This window comes from Alkalihalobacterium sp. APHAB7 (assembly GCF_048323755.1).
Classification (GTDB): domain Bacteria; phylum Bacillota; class Bacilli; order Bacillales; family Bacillaceae_F; genus Alkalihalobacterium.
Map to the genome: position 1 here is coordinate 241,175 of NZ_JBLWFS010000001.1, position 16,911 is coordinate 258,085.

Here is a 16,911-nt window from a genome sequence, read left to right on the forward strand (position 1 = left end):
GGGAAATATGTCATAAAATATGTATAAAGGTGGGAGTCTATGAACGGAAGAGTAAAAAAAGGCTTTGTGTCGATGCTGATAATGGTTTTCATCTTCTCATCACTTTCAATTCCAAGCATCAGCTTTGCAGAAACAGAAGATGAAGTATTAGCTGAAGGTGCACTGTTTCCAGCTGAACTTGAAGTCGATGAAATCACTCCAGATGTACATGACGTACATAATGAAGAGGAAATGGAAGAAGACCCCGTTGTAGAAGAGAAGTTAACCGACATAGGCATAAGTGAAGAAGAAGCGATCAGATTGCAAGACGATCACCTAGAAGCGGAAGAAGAGGTACAAGCAGAAATACAACCGTCAGAAGGTACAACAGAAACTCAACCATCAGAAGACACAATAGAAGAACCGTCTGTTGAAAAGATGTCTCAAGTCGTTACGATGGCTGCCTTTACAGCTTCTACGAAATACTTTGAAGTGATCAATGAAAACATTCCAGTCTATGATAATCGTACAGGTAGTTTAGTAGAAGTCGGTTGGTTAAAAAAAGGCGAAGTGTATCCGCGTGTCAGAGACTATGGCCCGAATTGGCATGAGATCCGTTACGGGAATGGCACGGCCTATGTACGAAAAGCAGATACAAAACCAGCGAATGGAGCAGTACTCCGAAATAAAAATAAAAGCTTCGTAAATACAACGAGTGCGTTTGTCACGAGAATGAATGTTGAAGTGTATGATAACACATCGGGTGGACTCATCCCGTTTGGTGTCTTAAAACAAGGGAGAAGTTATCCGATCGTTGGCAGCTTTGGCCCGAATTGGTATCGTGTTCTATTAGCCGACCGAGTGGGTTATGTGCGAACGAGTGAAGTATTGTTAGCTTTTCGAAATTCCGATCAATACTTTCAAGTTACCCAGGATGCGGTCGAAGTATACGATAATCGTTCAGGCAGTTTGGTGAAAGTGGGCGAATTAATGAAAGGTCAAGTGTATCCAAGAACAAGAGCCTACGGTGCGAATTGGCATGAAATTGAGTTCGGTAACATCAAAGGCTACGTTCGTTCAGCGAGTACACGGCCAGCAACGAATAATAGTTTACGAAATGAAAATCGTTCTTTTAAAAATGGAAGGCTTGTTTTAGAGGCGAAACAAAATATGGAAGTGTATGATAATACGAGTGGAAAACTTGTTCCGTTTGCACAGCTGCAAAAAGGGATAAAATACCCGATCGTGGGCGAATTTGGTCCGAATTGGTACCGAATAGTAGTAGCTAATCGAGTTGGTTTTGTCCGCAGTTCAGAAGTAAATATTACCGCAACTTTTACAGCAGCCGATCAGTTTTTTCAAGTAGTCGAAGAAGACACGGTTGTTTATGATAATCGCAGCGGAAGCTTAGTAGCCGTTGGAACACTGAAAAAAGGTCAGGTTTATCCGCGTGTTCGTGACTATGGTCCGAATTGGCACCAAATTAAATTTGGCGACAAATTTGGCTATGTCTCGAAAGCGGCAACCATTCCAACAAACGGAGCGAGCTTGAGAAATGTGAATAAAAGCTTTAGCAATACAAATGCTAACTTTACGACGCTAGAGTCCGTACCTGTGTACGATAATACATCTGGTCGACTCATTGAATATGGAACGCTCGCGAAAGGCGTTAGTTATCCAATTGTTAGTGACTATGGAAATTGGTACCGTATTTTATTATCAGATCGAGTCGGTTATGTAGCGAAAAGTGCCGTAAGTCTTAACAATTATACAGACCCGATTTTATCAAGGTTAAGCAAATATACAGACCGTGAGCAAGCCATTGTAGTCACATCAAGTAGTTGGACGACGACGTTAGCGAAAGTTCAAACATACGAAAAGGCAGGTGACATCTGGCGACCGGTACGTCAGTATAATGCGGTTTTAGGAAGAAGTGGCTTTATGAGGGATAAACGAGAAGGAGACGGCGGAACTCCAATTGGAATGTACGATCTTGGTACTGCATTTGGTTGGGGAAGTAAACCTGCTCAAGTTCAATATCCTTATCAAAGAACAACAACAACAGATTACTGGGTTGACGATGTGACCTCAGCAGATTATAACCAATGGATATCTTTTCATGGGAACCCTAATTCAAGGTGGAAATCTTTTGAAAGACTTAATCACGAGTTATATAAATACGCACTGCATATTAAATATAATGAAAATCCAATTGTTAAAGGTAATGGAAGTGCCATTTTTATGCATGTATGGCGAGCATCTACAAGTCCAACTGCAGGATGTGTAGCTGTATCCGAAAATGACATGGTGCGCATTTTACAATGGCTAGATCAAAGTAAAAATCCTGCCATATTTATGGGGCCAAACTCTGTCATCCAAGATATCATTGGGCAATAAAGACTAGAAAATGATCCTATCTAAATATAGTAGTTTCTAGCATATATTGTAGAACTCCGAAAAATTTCAATAGCGAAATTTATCGGAGTTTTTGTTCTTTTAGTACATATTGCTAGATAATCGTGTATTTGCCTCTTTCAAATAAGATACAATCTATGTATAATTTGAAATAGATTGATTGAAGAAAGGTGGGAGGCTATGAAAGTAAGTAGGGTAAGACAATACTTCACAATGATGGTAATTGTCGCTCTAATATTTTCATCATTGTCTTATCCAAGTATAGGATTTGCTACTACTAGTAATGAAGCAGTAACTGAACAAGGACACTATTTCCAAACAAGTGAAGATGTACCTATGTTCATGGAAGACGATGATAGTAGTAAAATAGTAGGAGAACTGTTGGCAGGACATCAATTCCCTGTAAATCGTGTTGAAGGTGATAAACTCTTCTTCATCTTACATGAAGAGCTTGAAGTTTATATTTTAGCAGACAGTGTAGAGTGGTTAGATGAACTGACGACAGATGAGTCGTTACTCATTCAAGCAGAAAGTTTGATCGGCGAGGAAGTGCTGAAGGAAAATACCGAAGTACTAAATCAAAACGGTGAAACAATTTTTGTTTTAAAAACTGACGTTGCTTTTCCTATTATCGCTAATACTTATGACTACTTAGTCATCAAAGTAGGCCCTTATTTAGGAAAGGTTATGACTGTTAATGAAGGGTCTGAGGAAGAACTAATAGTTTTAGAAGAAGAACTTGAGTCTCCTCAAGAAGAGTTAGTTGAGGAAACGAATAGCGAACATGAACAAAAGTTATCAACTGTGGAAGAGACTACGAGTGATAACTTTAACAACATAGAAGAAACAGAAGAAGAAGTAGAAGAGGTACAAACGGTAGAGCCAGCGGTACAGTCCGCTGTACAGCCAACGGCACAACCTGAAACAGTAGAACCATTTACAAGCACAACGAAGTACTTTGAAGTCATGAACGACAACATTCCAGTTTACGATAATAGTACTGGTAGTTTAGTAGAGGTCGGTTGGTTGAAAAAAGGCGAAGTGTATCCAAGAGTAAGGGATTACGGGTCAAATTGGCATGAAATTCGTTACGGAAATGGAATGGCTTATGTCAGGAAAGCAGATACGATTCCTGCTACTGGAGAAAGTGTAAAGAATAAAAACACAAGCTACCAAAATTCAAATCGTTTAGTTGTACCTCAAAGAAACATAGATGTATTTGATAACAGTTCAGGTCAGTTAGTATCTTTCGCTCATCTAAAAGAGGGCAGGAGTTATCCGATTGTAGGTGACTTTGGTCCTAACTGGCATAGGGTATTACTTTCAGATCGAGTCGGATACATTCGTACCAGTGAAGTGACGGTCAACCAACAAGTTCGAGCACAATCATTTACAAGTTCAACGAGATATTTTGAAGTCATTAATGACAATATTCCAGTCTATGATAATAGCACTGGTAGTTTAGTAGAAGTAGGCTGGTTGAAAAAAGGCGAGGTTTATCCAAGAGTACGAGATTTTGGTCCTAACTGGCATGAAATTCGTTATGGAAACGGCTTAGCCTATGTTAGAAAAGCAGATACAGTCCCATCAAATGGATCTGCCTTAAGAAATGAAAACACAAGTTTTCAAAATTCGAGCAGATCATTTGTTCCAAGATCAAACGTCGAGGTTTATGATAATACATCCGGACAGCTTGTTCCTTATGGAGTACTAAGACAAGGGCGGAGTTATCCGATTGTTGGCAACTTTGGGGCTAACTGGTACCGAGTGTTATTATCAGATCGCGTTGGATTTGTCCGTACAAGCGAAGTGAATGTTGCTTTTAATAGTTCGGACCGGTATTTCCAAGTTCTGCAAGACGGTATCGAAGTTTATGATAACAGCTCTGGTAGTCTTGTGAAAATTGGAGAACTTAGTAAGGGACAAGTTTACCCAAGAATTAGAGACTTTGGGGCAAACTGGCATGAAATTGAATTTGGAGGACGTAAAGCTTATGTACGTAAAGCGGGTACTCAGCCGGCAACGAACAGCAGCTTACGCAACGAAAATCGTACATTCCAACATTCGAATGTAAATGTCAGAGCGCTTGGGGATATTGAAGTTTATGATAATAGTTCAGGGTCACTCGTACCGTTTGCAACAATCTTAAATGGCAAGAGCTTTCGAATTGTTGGAAACTTTGGGGCAAATTGGTATCGTGTAGTTATTGCTGACCGAGTCGGTTTTGTTCGTGTCGATGAAACGGCATTGACATTTACGGCAAGTCATAAATACTTTGAAGTCCTTCGAGATAATGTTGAAGTCTTCGATAACAGTACAGGCAGTTTAGTCAAAGTCGGTGAATTGACAAAAGGACAAGTTTATCCAAGAGTTAGGGACTTTGGGAACTGGCATGAAATTCAGTTTGGAAATGGTGTTGGCTATGTAAGAAAGTCATCAACAAGACCACCACATCGAAATAACTTAAAGAATGAAAATACATCATTCCGAAATAGCAGAGAAACGGTTGTTCCGACTGAAAATATCGAAGTTTATGATAACACATCAGGAAGACTTGTTCCTTTCGCTACATTACTTGCAGGTGAAAGGTATCCAGTTGTAGGAACATTTGGTTCCAATTGGTATCGAGTGCTAGTATCAGATCGAGTGGGTTTTATTCGTTCATCTGAAGTAGTAGGTGGGAAAAACGTTACTGTAAGAAATCAACAGTATAACCGAACCCTAGAAGAAGTACTTGATATACAGATGACACGATCACCACAAACCGATTTGTATCGTAACTTACCTGCCTTTGTTCATAAAGATCATGTACAGTTAGATACAAATAGTACAACTCGTGGAACAGTTACAGCATCAAGTCTAAATGTAAGAGAAGCTGCAAATGCAACATCTTGGAGATACGGTACTCTTTCAGAAGGTACTCGAGTGACGATTGTTGGACAATCTGGTGATTGGTACCAAATTAATTTTAGTGCTTGGCGTAATGCAAAACGAGCCGATGTGGCTAAGTATTTAGATCCAGATCCTAATAAGAACGATATCTTCCAACATTTAGTTCTTTCTAGTAGTGCAAACGTACCAGTTAGTGACTTAAATAAACTACTAGAAGGAAAAGGCATCCTTGAAGGAAGAGGAAGTGCTTTCTCTGAAGCTAGTAAAAGATATAATATCAATGAAATCTACTTAATTGCTCACGCTTTACTAGAAACGGGACACGGTAGGTCTCAGTTAGCAACAGGGATTACAGTGGAAGGAAGAACGGTTCATAATATGTACGGAACAGGTGCATTTGACTCTTGTCCTTACACTTGTGGATCTCAATATGCTTATAATGCAGGTTGGTTTACTCCAGACTTAGCAATTATTGGTGGAGCAGAATTTGTAGCTAGAAATTATTTTGGCAGAGGCCAAAATACGCTTTACAAAATGAGGTGGAACCCTCAAAGTCCAGGAACGTTCCAGTATGCAACGGACATTCAATGGGCGGTAAAGCAAGTTAACATTATTAAGAACCTTTATAATCAACTAGATAGCTATACCATTTATTTTGATGTAGTTTCTTATGACTAAAGGTAGTAAAATAAATGGGTAATGGGTGAACCTCATTACCCATTTTTTTAATACAAAATATAAAAAAGTGATGGTGTATGAGATGAAAAAGACAGCGACTCTCTGCTTTTATATATTATTTTTATTATTTTTTCTTTTGCCACATCACAATTTGACAAGTGCTAATGTAGATCATGTAAAAACTAGTAACGAATCAACTGAGAAACTTATTATTACGTTTGAAGAAGCGAAATATGAACAATCGATAGAGGACTATGATATAAAGATAGTCCGAGAGTATAAAGATATTAATACCATCGTTGCTGTCATTGATGACGAGGAAGTCATTAACGAACTTGTACAAGACCCAAGAATTATCGTTGAAAAAGATCATCAAGTAAAGACGTCGAACATTGATTATTCATGGGGTTTTCAAAAAATCAATGGCAATACCTCACACCAATCAGGTCTTTCTGGCAATGGAGTGAGAATTGCTGTATTAGATACGGGGATTTCCCAACATGAACACTTAAATATTGCTGGAGGGCAGTCATTTTTAACGTATACAAATTCCTATTATGATGACAATGGTCACGGGACCGAAGTAGCTGGAGTTATTGCTGCAAGGCATTCCTCTCACCAGATGACAGGAGTCGCTCCAGAAGCTAATTTATACGCCTTAAAGGTATTGAACCAAGAAGGAATTGGTTATGTATCTGACATAATTGCTGGGATTGAGTGGTCGATTACGAACAGAATGGATATTATTAACCTAAGTCTAGGCTTAGATCAACATTCTGTTGCACTTCAAAACACGATTAATCGTGCATATGAAAAGGGGATCTTAGTCGTAGCTGCTGCAGGAAATAGCGGAATCCCCAACGGTAGTGGAGACAACGTGAGCTTTCCAGCGAGGTATGCTTCGGTAATTGCAGTAGGAGCAGTAGACTCACAGAATAGAAGATTACCATTTTCGGCGACTGGACCTGCCCTTGAAATGGTTGCACCGGGAGAAGGGATTTATAGTACAACGCTTAATAACCAATATAGCTTTAGTAGTGGTACGTCCATTGCTGCCCCATTCGTTACAGGGATATTAGCTCTATTTAAAGAGGCAAATCCTAAAATGTCAGCAAATGAACTTCGAAGTTTGTTGCGAGATGCAGCAATAGATTTAGGACCGAATGGAAAAGATCCTCATTTTGGGTACGGTCTTGTCCAAGCGCCTTCGTTCTTAGGGGATACAGGCTACTTTGAAGTGGTTACCAAAACACCTGTTTATGATAACAGTACAGGCCGTTTACTAGAGGTTGGCCATCTGCTTCCAGGTGAAGTATACCCACGAATAAGAGATTTTGGTAACTGGCATGAAATCCAATTTGGAAATAGTAAAGGATATATTCGAAAGTCAGCAACGCGAATGGCAAGAGGTTCAGCTATCCAAAATGAAAACAAGGGAAAATTTACGCAAGGTAATCAAACCTTTCAAGCATTAAAAGATGTCACGGTTTATGATAATACGAGCGGACGACTCGTCCCGTTCGGTGTGATCAAACAAAGCCAAAGATATCCGATTGTCAGTGACTTCGGAAATTGGTGGAGAGTTGAGCTTTCAGGTCGAATTGGCTTTGTGCGGAAAAGTGAAGTTCGTGTTACCTTTACGAGTAGTACGGAGTACTTTAGAGTCATTGATGATCAGGCGATTGTTTATGACAATAGTACGGGACGACTCGTTGAAGTAGGGAAACTAGAAAGAGGACAAGTGTACCCAAGAGTACGAGATTTCGGGAATTGGCACGAAATATCATTCGGCAGTAAAAAAGGGTACGTTCGTAAAAGTTCCACAAGCGCGGTGAATAGCCCACCAAGGAATCTAAACAACGGACGATTTACCAACAGCCAACAAACGTTCCGGACGACGCAAAATGTGACGGTTTTCGATAATTCATCCGGCAGTTTGGTTCCGTTTGCTACCATCTTATCGGGTCAAAGATATCCGATTGTGAGTGACTTTGGTAATTGGTGGAGAATAGATGTCTCAGGTCGAATTGGATTTGTACGAAAGAGTGAAGTTGCCCTTTCTTTTACGCAAGCAACGCAATATTTTCAAGTAGTTGAAGAAAATACTCCGGTTTATGACAATAGTACAGGAAGATTAATTGAAGTAGCTAGATTACAACAAGGACAAGTCTATCCGCGAGTGAGAGACTTTGGGAACTGGCATGAAATTTCTTTTGGAAATGGAAAAGGTTATGTTCGCAAAAGTTCCACGAAAGTGGCAAATGGTGCTGGTTTAAGGAATGAAAATAAGGGCTCATTTACAAACAGCAGACGCACACTAACAACGTTACAAGGTGTCGTGGTCTTTGATAATACTTCAGGGAGTCTGGTCCCTTTTGCCACTCTAGTAGAAGGAAGACAATATCCGATTGTCAGTGATTTTGGCAATTGGTGGAGAATAGATGTCTCAGGCCGTATAGGCTTTGTTCGGAAAAGTGAAACAAGATTAAATTGATATAAGAAAGCTGGCTAGAAGAGTGCAGCCTCGTACGCTCATTAGTTTTGGTATGAAAACGACTGATGACCGTAACGATACGAGGAATACCGCATTCGATGCCGGCTTTTTTGTGTGAACGACAAAAAAGGTGCCGAACTTGATACTAAAAAATAAAATCGTGAACAAGGCAAGCTAGAAGACGGTTCCTGATAAAATAGAATAAAGTGTCGAATGATGCTATAATAGGGCAATGACTAAAGAAGGTATTTAAAATGGTGATAAACAATGAAAATGATTTATATATCCCAGCACTTCCCACCAGAAATCGGTGCTGCGCAGGGCCGTGCCTATGACATGTCGAAAAACCTTGTCAAACAAGGAAATGAAGTAACGGTATTAACGACGTTCCCTAATGATCGTACGTGTAGGAAAGTCTATCAAACTGAGAACGTAGACGGCATTCATGTGAAACGTTCATTTAGGATTAAAGATAAGAAATCAAGTGCGAAGAATAGATTGGCGAATTACTTCTCTTTTATGCTGTCGAGCATCCTATCCGGGATGTTTACGAAAAAACCAGATGTTGTTTACGCAACATCACCACAACTATTTGTCGGTGTAGCTGGATATGTGCTAAGCCGGTTCCACCGAGCGAAATTCGCTTTTGAAGTTCGTGACTTGTGGGTAGATTTTGCTGAGGTGCTGAGCCAATTCAATAATAAAAAACTACTAAATCTCGCTCGAAAACTAGAGATGTTTCTTTATAAAAAAGCGGATATCATTATAACAGTAACGGAAGGCTATAAAGAAAAGTTGATAGAAAAGGGCATTCCAGCCGATAAAATAGAAGTCATCACAAATGGAGTCGATCCAGATACGTTGCCCGACAACAAGGAAGCGTCAAACATTAAAGAAAAGTACAACATTCAAGATCAATTTCTGATTTTATTTGCAGGAAATATCGGTGCGGCACAAGGACTAGAAGTCGTAATAGAGGCTGCTGCTGAGCTGAAGAATACAAACAAGCCCGTCGTTTTTATGTTAATCGGAAACGGTGTAGAGAAAAAACACCTACAAGAAAAAGCAACAGAGCTCCAATTAGAAAATGTCATTTTTGTAGATGGGATGAAACGAAGTGAGCTTATACAATATTACCAGGCCGCAGATGTTTGTTTAGTCTCCTTGAAAAAACATCCATTATTTGAGATTACCATTCCATCGAAAGTATTCGATTGTATGGGCATGAACGTACCCCTGTTACTTGGGGTGGACGGGGAAGCCCGTAGAATTGTAGAAACGAACCATGCAGGTGTATACTTTGAACCCGAAAACTCGGATGACTTAGTTCACAAAGTAAATACAATCATTGATCAGCAAGAGGTATTAATGGAGATGAGAAAGCATATTAGACAAGCTGTATTAACGAAGTATAACCGACAGAGGTTGGCTGAAAAGTTATCTAGCCTACTCGAACAAACTACTGGTACTAAAGGGAATGGGTAATATGAAAAAAGTATGTGTGATTACTACCGTGCACAACGCCTATGACGGCAGGATTTACCATAAGCAGTGTAAAAGCTTCGTCAAAGGGGGCTACGAGGTGAAACTGATCGCTCCAAAGCCTGAGAAGAGGATTGAAGATGACTCGGTCGATTTGCTTCCAATCGATAAACCAAGCGGAAAAATAAAAAGGATGCTGCAGACGTTCAAAGTGATCGGGTTAGCGAAAAAGACAAAAGCAGATATCTACCATTTTCATGATCCAGAGCTCTTATTTGTTGGTGTTACCTTGCGTCTATTGACAAGAAAATCAGTAATTTTCGATGTACATGAACATTATCCAAATGCGATCATGAGTAAGCCGTACCTATCCAGTAAACTCAAACCGATCATTCGCGGATGTTATGACATCGTGGAAAAAATCGCCTTACCTCTATTAAGTGGTGTAATTTATACAACGAGTGAGATTGGGAAACGTTATGGAAAATATAAAAGTTGTAAGATTGAAAACTACCCATTAAAAGAAATGTTTCCAGAACGAGATAATCAAAAAGACCCTAACCAAATCATTTATTTAGGCGGAATGACGCTCATTAGAGGGGTCAAGGAACTCGTTCAAGCTTTTGCACTTGTGGTTAAAGAAAACCCTAAGGCAAAGTTAATCTTTGTCGGATTTTTTGAGTCAGCTACTTTTGAAAAAGAAGTCATGGATGATATTCAAAGCTTAAACTTACAAGATGCAGTAGAGTTCAAAGGAAGAGTGCCTTACACAGACATAGAATCTTTTCTAGCGCAAGCGTCTATCGGCGTCATTCCATACTTGCCCGTACCGAATCATTTAGTATGTTTACCAAATAAAATGTTTGAATACATGGCGTCAGAAATAGCTGTGGTGGCATCTGATTTCCCTAATTATAGGGAAGTGATTGAGGGAAGTAACGGTGGGGTCGTCGTAGATCCTACACAACCTCAATCCATAGCAAAAGGAATTTTAGAACTTCTACAAGATCAAAATGAACTTAAGGAAAGACAAAAGCAAGCCAATGAGGCGTTTCGTAACTCTTTTAATTGGGAAGCAGAGGAAAAGAAACTATTAACATTTTATAAAGACATTCTTTCCTCATAATTATGTATTAGTTTGGAATTCTAAATAAAAAGATTGCTTATTCGTATGATAGTGCTATAATTTTTTTGGGGAAATTGAACGAAAAGAAGGTGAAATTGTACATGTTACCTTTATATATATACATCATTGCATGTTTAGTCGCATTTATTGTAGCAGTGGTTTCAACACCGCTTGTCAAGAAATTAGCGATCCAAATAGGAGCAATTGACTCTCCAGAAAAGCGAAAAGTCCATGAAAAAATCATGCCCAGGCTTGGTGGGTTAGCGATTGTATTCGGGTTTATCGCAGGTATTTTAATCATTCGTCCGCAATCGCAATTTTTACTACCTATTATGCTCGGTGCATTAATTATTGTTATTTTGGGAATTTTAGATGATAAATATACTTTAAGGGCCAATGCGAAGTTATTTGGACAAATTCTTGCTGCAAGTGTTGTCGTTTTTTCAGGTTTGAAAATTGAGATGATTAATCTTCCGTTTACAGGAGAAATCTACTTTGGAATTTGGAGTTATCCGTTTACTATATTATGGATTGTTGGGATTACAAACGCAATAAACTTAATTGACGGTTTAGACGGCTTGGCTGCTGGTGTGTCATCGATTGCATTGACCTCCATTCTTATAATGGCTGTGCTTGATGGACAACTACTAGCGATTGCTCTATCCGTGGTACTGATTGGAAGTACATTGGGGTTTCTCGTTCATAACTTTTATCCGGCAAAGATCTTTATGGGAGATACAGGCTCGTTATTTTTAGGGTATTTAATTTCAGTCATTTCGATAACAGGACTGTTTAAAAACTTAACTTTTATTAGTTTAGTTATCCCGGTAATTATTTTAGCTATTCCGATTTTTGATACGTTATTTGCAATTATTCGTCGAATTATTAATCGACAAAAAATTTCAGCGCCCGATAAAAAGCATTTGCATTACTGTTTGTTAGAGATGGGGTTTAGCCATCGGAAAACCGTGCTCGTTATTTATGCAGTAAGTGCATTTTTCGGTATTTCAGCCATTATCTTTTCAACAACAGCCCAATGGCTATCTGTTTTTATCATTCTGTTCTTATTATTTGTCATCCAAATTAGCGCCGAATTTGTTGGGATTATGGACAACAAGAAAAAACCGCTCATCAATTTCATTAGTAAAGTAAAAAAATTGAACACGGTTCGCGGTGAACCTAAATATAAACGATAACAAGCTCTCCGGTGGTTGGGAGTGAAATAGAAATAAACGTAAAGGACAGACCTAGGGGGTCTGTCCTTTAATTGTGCGACAGAATGGAAAGAGGATAGAATGAAAATGTTCTCCTTTACCAGCAAAAAGGGAGACTGCCTGAGCAATCACCCTCAAAACTACAATATTAATTTAAAGTTAAATCTTCTTCTTCATCCTCGGCTAAACCATAACTATTAACAGTGCCTTCTTCTAAACCTAGGTGAACTCTTAGTTCGTGTGATACTTCTTCAACCGATTCAGTATCTAACTGATAATAATAAATCCCATCGAGACGTAAGTTGTCACCACGTAATGAAAGTTGCTCAATATTATTAATCGAACTTGCATACGGGTGTAAAGCTAACATATTTTCAAACAAGAAGTTCGTCGCCATATGTTCACTCACTTCTTGAATAATCGTATCAAAGCGTAAGATAGAAGATAAGGATGCTGCTTCTTTAATCACGCCTTTAACTACTTCTTGTTGACGCTCACCGCGACCAATATCCCCCCGCGGATCATCCTTTCTCATTCGAGCATAAGCTAATGCTTCTTCTCCATTTAAACGTTGTGTTCCTTCATAGATTGTTACAGCATTACGGCTACCTTGACTTCCGTGAGCATTGAACGTAAATGGAACTTCAACTTCTACTCCACCTAGCGCATCAATCACTTCGATAAAGGCCGTGAAGTTTAGGCGAACAAAATAATCAACGGGAACTTCTAACAGTTCTTCAACTGTATCAATCGTCATATCAACACCACCAAAAGCATGGGCATGGTTGATTTTATCTTGACGGTCTCTTCCGACAATATCGACTCGTGAATCACGAGGGATGCTTAACATTTTAATCGTTTTCTCATCTTTATTAAATGTTACTAACAGGATAGAGTCGGTTCGTGCTCCTCTACTGTTAGGTTCTAATGTATCAATACCTAAAAACAAAACAGAAAAGTTATCACTCTTAGGATTGATGGCCTCTACTCGTTTTTCAGACTTATCGCCACGTGCTAATTCTTGATTTACTTCTGAAGCGGCACTAGCCAGTTTATATGTGAGATAAGATCCATAGCCAACGATTGGCATTACAATGAGTAAAAAGGGAATAATGACCCAGATCCATCGGCGTTTGTTTCTTTTCTTTCTTTTTTCGGTTCGTTTTAGCATAATTCGACTCCTTCTTTAAGTCTCTTTATCTATTTTAGTCGAATACAATTAGAGACGCAATACGTAAATTATTCCGTAAATATTGCAGTATTTGGACAAATACTAAAGATTGACGTAAGGATCTATTATACTTTAAATAATTTGACTTTCTAAATTCTTCTAGTACATAGTTTGACAGTTTATGATATAATACACCATGTTGAAATTGAATGACTGAATTAAGTAGAATGAAAAATATATATAAATGAAGATGGAGTGATATTCTTGTCAAATAACAGCTTATGTGTAGTTGGATTAGGATATATCGGTTTACCGACAGCAACGATGTTTGCTAAGCACGGTTTTAATGTACTTGGAGTAGATATTAACGAAAATGCAGTGAACCTTTTAAATAAAGGTGAAATTCATATTGAAGAAGTAGGTCTTGGGGAATTAACGAAGAAAGTTGTAGAAGCAGGCAATTTACGTGCCGCTACAGCACCTTCGTTCGCGGATACATTTATCATTGCAGTTCCAACACCGCATCATGCTGACGGTTCAGCGAACTTAGATTATGTCGTTTCAGCTACGAGATCAATCTTACCATTCTTAAAAGAAGACAACCTAGTAATTATCGAGTCAACGATCCCGCCACGTACAATTGATGATGTTGTTGCTCCTATTCTTGCAGAAGCAGGCTGGAATGTTGGAGAGAATGTGTTTTTAGCGCATTGTCCGGAGCGTGTACTTCCTGGAAGAATTCTAATTGAACTAGTAGAAAACACACGTATTGTCGGAGGAATTAATCCACTTTCAGCACAAAAAGCAGCTGAAGTTTACCGTACATTTGTAACGGGAGAAATCTTAGAAACAACTGCAGTGAGTGCAGAAATGTCGAAGTTAATGGAAAACACGTACCGTGATGTGAACATTGCGTTAGCGAACGAGTTAGCAAAGATTTCAGAGCGTTTAGGTGTCAATGCACTTGAAGTGATTCAATTAGCCAACCATCATCCTCGTGTAAATCTACACTTACCAGGACCAGGGGTGGGCGGACACTGTTTAGCGGTTGATCCGTACTTTATTATTGAAAAAGCACCAGAACAAGCGGTTCTTATTTCGGATGCACGAAGAATTAATAATTCGATGCCAGAATTTGTTGTTAATCAATTAGAAAAAGTGCTTTCAAGTGAAACTTCAAAAGTAGCGGTATTAGGCTTAACGTATAAAGGAAACATTGATGACGTTCGTGAAAGTCCGGCAATGGATATCGTACAGCTGCTTCAACAGAAGTCTTATAACTTATCATTCCATGATCCGCATGTACGTCAAGAACAAGTTCCATTCACGCTTTCTTCCTTTGAAGAAGCAGTCGAAGGTGCAGAATGTGTGTTAATCTTAACGGATCATAATGAGTTTAAATCATTAAATGAAGAAGCAATTGTGAATACAATGGTTAACCCAATTGTATTTGACACGCGTAATTGCACATCGATTGAAAACAATGCCATTAAATACTTCAATTACAGCAACTTATTTGAAATGAACAAAACACTTCAAGAAGCGTAATAGGTAAGAAAAAGCCGTTCCACCTCAAAGTGGAACGGCTTTTTCCATACCTTTATTTAATTTCTAAATGTTCTTTTAATTCGTTGCTAACTCGCGCAATTTCTTCATCCGGAACTATTAAATAATAAATACCGTTTATTCTAGTACCTGAACCAGAAATCTGGATTTCCTGAACGCTATGGCGCGCTTCGCGGTATTTCGATTGAATTTTATTCATAGCGTCAAAATCTAAATCGGTCTTTACATTTGTTCCAATTACTCTAAGCATATCATCTAGTCTGGTAATCGAGCTAATTTGTGCCCCTTCTTGAATAATACCGTTAATGACTTGACGCTGACGATCATTTCGACCAAAATCCCCACGTGGATCATCAAAGCGCATTCGTGAATAAGCAAGGGCTTTTTCACCGTCTAAGAATAGTTCACCCTCTGGAAAGTTAAAGCCTTCATAATTAAAGGAAAAGGTATTTTCGACGTTAACTCCACCGACCGCATCCACAATTTCTTTGAACCCAGCCATATTCACACTAATATAGTGATCAATTGGAATGCCTAGTAAGTTCTCAACTGTATCCATTGTCATACCAACGCCACCAAAAGCATACGCGTGATTAATTTTATCTTGTGTACCACGGCCGATAATTTCCGTTCGCGTATCCCTCGGAATACTTACCATTTTCACTGATTTTTCATTTGGATTTACGGTCATAACAATAATCGTATCAGAACGGCCTTTTATTTCATCCCCTCTAGAGTCAACTCCAGTAATTAAGAAAGAAAGGGGTTCTTTTTGTTCAACATCGACGATACGTGTTTTTTCGCGTTCGATCGGTTCATGCATTTCAGTAGCAGTATCTTTAACGGACTTATATAAGTAAAACCCGTAACCGACAACGGAAAGAATAACGACACTTATAATTACAGAAGCAATGATAATTATTTTCTTCATTCGTTTGTGCCTCTTTCTATTTTTTTGACATTTTTTGATAGACTAGCAGATTTATTATAGTAGGAAATTCTTATTTTCGCAATCTGAATTTCCACATCTCTTTCTCACAAAAATTAGAAACATGTATAAAAATTTACTAATCTCGATTTTCATCTTCATATATCGACCTTTTGTGCTATAATTCACTTTGTGATTAATTTGTTGAATTTAACAATTTTATAAGGTTCTTACTATTTAGGAGGAAAAGATGGAAGAGACAATTAGCTTAAAAGAACTATTTACGACCATAAGAAAAAGAATCAAATTACTTATGATACTACCGCTAATCGCTGTAGTAGTCAGTGGATTAGTCAGTTATTTATTTTTAACTCCAATCTATCAATCATCAACACAAATTCTAGTAAACCAGTCAAAATCAGATATGCAAAACTTAAGTCAAGCCGATCTAAGAACGAATATAGAGTTAATTAATACGTACAATGTCATCATGAAAAGTCCGGTCATCCTTGAAAAGGTGATTGACGAACTTAACTTGAATACATCAGTTGATGCTTTAAATAGTCGTGTTACTGTTGGTAGTGCGCAAAATTCCCAAGTTGTAGCGATTACTGTTCAACATGAAGATCCAGCAATGGCAGCGCAAATTGCTAATTCGGTTGCAACGGTGTTCCAACGTGAAATCGTGGATATTATGAATGTCGATAACGTAAGTATACTATCAGTCGCACAAATTTCAGACAATCCGAGTCCTGTGAAGCCGAACCCAACATTGAATATGGCTATAGCTTTTGTTGTAGGCCTAATGGCTGCTGTTGGACTTGCGTTCTTATTAGAATACTTAGACACGACAGTGAAAACAGAACAAGATATTGAGAGTTTACTTGGACTGCCTGTAATCGGTGTGGTTGCAAGAATGGAGTCGACAGGAACAGTGAAGAAAAACAGACGGAAAGCTTCTTAAAG

General features: G+C 38.6%; 10 protein-coding genes. 8 read left to right on the forward strand and 2 right to left on the reverse strand.

Translation table 11 applies throughout. The features are described 5' to 3' along the window. Positions 1–39: 39 nt before the first annotated feature. The 6 genes from ACNSTQ_RS01070 to ACNSTQ_RS01095 all read left to right on the forward strand — a co-directional run bounded on the left by ACNSTQ_RS01070 (position 40) and on the right by ACNSTQ_RS01095 (position 12,262). Positions 40–2,376, forward strand: coding sequence for a L,D-transpeptidase family protein (locus ACNSTQ_RS01070; protein WP_418198002.1), 2,337 nt, complete (start codon positions 40–42; stop codon positions 2,374–2,376). A gap of 198 nt (positions 2,377–2,574) precedes the next feature. After that, a complete protein-coding gene (locus ACNSTQ_RS01075) occupies positions 2,575–5,964 on the forward strand; it encodes an N-acetylglucosaminidase (RefSeq protein ID WP_418198003.1) in 3,390 nt (1,129 codons plus the stop codon). Positions 5,965–6,046: 82 nt separating this feature from the next. Continuing rightward, complete coding sequence (locus ACNSTQ_RS01080; protein WP_418198004.1) at positions 6,047–8,458, forward strand: S8 family serine peptidase; 2,412 nt, start codon at positions 6,047–6,049, stop codon at positions 8,456–8,458. Between the two features lie 267 nt (positions 8,459–8,725). Continuing rightward, a complete protein-coding gene (locus ACNSTQ_RS01085; RefSeq protein ID WP_418198005.1) occupies positions 8,726–9,943 on the forward strand; it encodes a glycosyltransferase family 4 protein in 1,218 nt (405 codons plus the stop codon). A 1-nt stretch (position 9,944) separates the two neighbouring features. Further along, the gene (locus tag ACNSTQ_RS01090) at positions 9,945–11,066 is read left to right on the forward strand and encodes a glycosyltransferase family 4 protein (RefSeq protein ID WP_418198006.1); all 1,122 of its coding nucleotides are present in this window, start codon (positions 9,945–9,947) and stop codon (positions 11,064–11,066) included. A 101-nt stretch (positions 11,067–11,167) separates the two neighbouring features. Continuing rightward, the gene (locus ACNSTQ_RS01095) at positions 11,168–12,262 is read left to right on the forward strand and encodes a glycosyltransferase family 4 protein (protein ID WP_418198007.1); all 1,095 of its coding nucleotides are present in this window, start codon (positions 11,168–11,170) and stop codon (positions 12,260–12,262) included. A 166-nt stretch (positions 12,263–12,428) separates the two neighbouring features. On the opposite strand, the gene ACNSTQ_RS01100 is transcribed toward ACNSTQ_RS01095, so the two are convergent. Continuing rightward, positions 12,429–13,451 carry an LCP family protein gene (locus ACNSTQ_RS01100; RefSeq protein ID WP_418198008.1) on the reverse strand — a complete coding sequence of 341 codons (1,023 nt, stop codon included), beginning with the start codon at positions 13,449–13,451 and terminating at the stop codon, positions 12,429–12,431. 264 nt (positions 13,452–13,715) lie between these two features. On the opposite strand from ACNSTQ_RS01100, the gene ACNSTQ_RS01105 reads away from it, so the two are divergent. Continuing rightward, positions 13,716–14,999 (forward strand): nucleotide sugar dehydrogenase, encoded by a 1,284-nt coding sequence (locus ACNSTQ_RS01105; RefSeq protein ID WP_418198009.1) that lies wholly within the window; start codon positions 13,716–13,718, stop codon positions 14,997–14,999. Positions 15,000–15,051: 52 nt separating this feature from the next. On the opposite strand, the gene ACNSTQ_RS01110 is transcribed toward ACNSTQ_RS01105, so the two are convergent. Next, entirely contained in the window at positions 15,052–15,948 is an 897-nt protein-coding gene (locus tag ACNSTQ_RS01110; RefSeq protein ID WP_418198010.1) for an LCP family protein, read from the reverse strand. Between the two features lie 247 nt (positions 15,949–16,195). On the opposite strand from ACNSTQ_RS01110, the gene ACNSTQ_RS01115 reads away from it, so the two are divergent. After that, positions 16,196–16,909, forward strand: coding sequence for a YveK family protein (locus ACNSTQ_RS01115; protein ID WP_418198011.1), 714 nt, complete (start codon positions 16,196–16,198; stop codon positions 16,907–16,909). The last annotated feature ends 2 nt before the right edge of the window (positions 16,910–16,911 follow it).

What these genes read in the sequence shown, in the direction of transcription:
- ACNSTQ_RS01090 (WP_418198006.1), top strand. Translation starts at nt 9,945, where the DNA reads ATGAAAAAAGTATGTGTGATTACTACCGTGCACAACGCCTATGACGGC.
- ACNSTQ_RS01070 (WP_418198002.1), top strand. Translation starts at nt 40, where the DNA reads ATGAACGGAAGAGTAAAAAAAGGCTTTGTGTCGATGCTGATAATGGTT.
- ACNSTQ_RS01115 (WP_418198011.1), top strand. Translation starts at nt 16,196, where the DNA reads ATGGAAGAGACAATTAGCTTAAAAGAACTATTTACGACCATAAGAAAA.
- ACNSTQ_RS01095 (WP_418198007.1), top strand. Translation starts at nt 11,168, where the DNA reads ATGTTACCTTTATATATATACATCATTGCATGTTTAGTCGCATTTATT.
- ACNSTQ_RS01085 (WP_418198005.1), top strand. Translation starts at nt 8,726, where the DNA reads ATGAAAATGATTTATATATCCCAGCACTTCCCACCAGAAATCGGTGCT.
- ACNSTQ_RS01080 (WP_418198004.1), top strand. Translation starts at nt 6,047, where the DNA reads ATGAAAAAGACAGCGACTCTCTGCTTTTATATATTATTTTTATTATTT.
- ACNSTQ_RS01075 (WP_418198003.1), top strand. Translation starts at nt 2,575, where the DNA reads ATGAAAGTAAGTAGGGTAAGACAATACTTCACAATGATGGTAATTGTC.
- ACNSTQ_RS01110 (WP_418198010.1), bottom strand. Translation starts at nt 15,948, where the DNA reads ATGAAGAAAATAATTATCATTGCTTCTGTAATTATAAGTGTCGTTATT.
- ACNSTQ_RS01100 (WP_418198008.1), bottom strand. Translation starts at nt 13,451, where the DNA reads ATGCTAAAACGAACCGAAAAAAGAAAGAAAAGAAACAAACGCCGATGG.